2 protein-coding genes are annotated in these 1,928 nt (G+C 29.0%); both read right to left on the bottom strand.

Going from position 1 to position 1,928, the window contains the following annotated elements; genetic code table 11:
• Window positions 1–1,095: 1,095 nt before the first annotated feature.
• Entirely contained in the window at window positions 1,096–1,551 is a 456-nt protein-coding gene (gene tnpA, locus U9R42_12400; GenBank protein ID MEA3496819.1) for an IS200/IS605 family transposase, read from the bottom strand.
• Between the two features lie 142 nt (window positions 1,552–1,693).
• On the bottom strand, window positions 1,694–1,928 hold a 235-nt coding region (locus U9R42_12395), incomplete at its 5' end, for a hypothetical protein (GenBank protein ID MEA3496818.1).

The raw sequence follows: 1,928 nt of genomic DNA, 5'->3' as shown, positions 1-1,928 counted from the left end.
TTGGCTTACCAATGAATCAACGGCTTGTGAAAAAGTAGAGAAGTTACCTGATGCACCTATTGAATATGTTCCACTCATTTGAGCAGAAACAGAATTCTGCAAAGCAAAAATGAAGAAAAATATTAGACATGATAAAAAAAATCGCATTTATTAACGTTCTTAGACTTTTGTTAAAAATTGAAATTTACTAAATTTCCCGAAATATGAATTTGTGAATAGAGGTTTTGTTGTTGAAGTCTTTCAGGCTTATTTTTGATTACAACAATTTTTATAATTCCGTGCATTTTACTATTAGAAAAAAGGCTGAAAGTCTTTAACCCCTGAACCAAACGCAACGCATTTGGTTTAAGAATGAAAAAATCAATACACTGAAAATGTGTAAGGAATTACTAAGTTTAAGTATAGTCCAATATTCTTTATTTCAGACTTTCAGTCTGTGATTTTATGCTGTCTTTGAAGTTTTGTTGTTGAAGCCTTTCAGGCTTAATTTTGTTTATAACCAGTCTTTGAACTTCGGGTATAACTATTAGAAAAACAGACTGAAAGTCTTTAATCCCTGAACCAAACGCAACGCATTTGGTTTAAGAATGAAAAAATCAATACACTGAAAGTGTGTAAGAAATTACTAAGTTTAAGTATAGTCCAATATTCTTTATTTCAGACTTTCAGTCTGTGATTTTATGGTGTCTTTGAAGTTTTGTTGTTGAAGCCTTTCAGGCTTATTTCTGATTACAACAATTTTTATAATTCCGTGCTTTTACTATTAGAAAAAAGGCTGAAAGTCTTTAATCCCTTAACCAAACGCAACGTATTTGTTTTAAGAATGAAAAAATCAATACACTGAAAATGTGTAAGGAATTACTAAGTTTAAGTATAGTCCAATATTCTTTATTTCAGACTTTCAGTCTGTGATTTTATGGTGTCTTTGAAGTTTTGTTGTTGGAGTCTTTCAGGCTTACTTTTGTTTATAACCAGTCTTTGAACTTCGGGTATAACTATTAGAAAAATAGGCTGAAAGCCTTTAATATCTTAACCAAATGCAACGCATTTGGTTGAAAAACGAAATAAATTAACACACTGAAAGTGTGTAATAAATTATCTCCAAAAGTACTTTTCATCATAATTAATTAGATCATATTCCTTAAGAAATTTCTCGACTTCTTCTTTATATGTCATTTTTCTGTGATGTTCCTTTTGTTTATGAATATAATTCTTTACAACTTCTACATTTGAACTACTTACAGAGAATGCTCCATATCCGTTTTGCCAGGCGAACTTTGAACTCTTAATATCATTTTGTTTTACCCACTTTGAAGATTCTTTTTTTACATTTTCTACAACTTTTGCTAATGCATAATTTTTTGAAAGACGGAAAAGAATATGTATATGAGTTGAAACTGAATTAATAATTAGTGCAGGGCTTTCATAATTTTTAAAAATTCCAGCCATATAAGCATGAAGTTCTTTTTCCCATTTCGTTTTAATGAACGGATAACGGTTTTTAGTTCCAAATGTAAGATGAACATAAATTTGTGATAATGATTGTCCCATAGTATTTTATATTTGAGTTTTCAGTACATTACAAAATTATATTTTTTATTTGATTTAAAAAAGCAGATATCTATTTTTATTATAAGTTTTCAATCTGGAATTACGTGAGGGTAATTAGAATTTTTGGATAGTCCAATATTCTTTATTTCAGGCTTTCAGCCTGTGATTTTATGATGTCTTTGAAGTTTTGTTGTTGAAGTCTTTCAGGCTTATTTTTGATTACAACAATTTTTATAATTCCGTGCATTTTACTATTAGAAAAAAGGCTGAAAGTCTTTAACCCCTGAACCAAACGCAACATCATATATAAACAATACTTTATGATGAGATTTATGCCATCAAAATCATTCATTTTACCAAACATAACAATTTTGTAA

The organism is Bacteroidota bacterium, assembly GCA_034723125.1.
Classification (GTDB): Bacteria; Bacteroidota; Bacteroidia; order CAILMK01; family JAAYUY01; genus JAYEOP01.
This window is presented reverse-complemented; position numbering and strand designations above follow the sequence as displayed.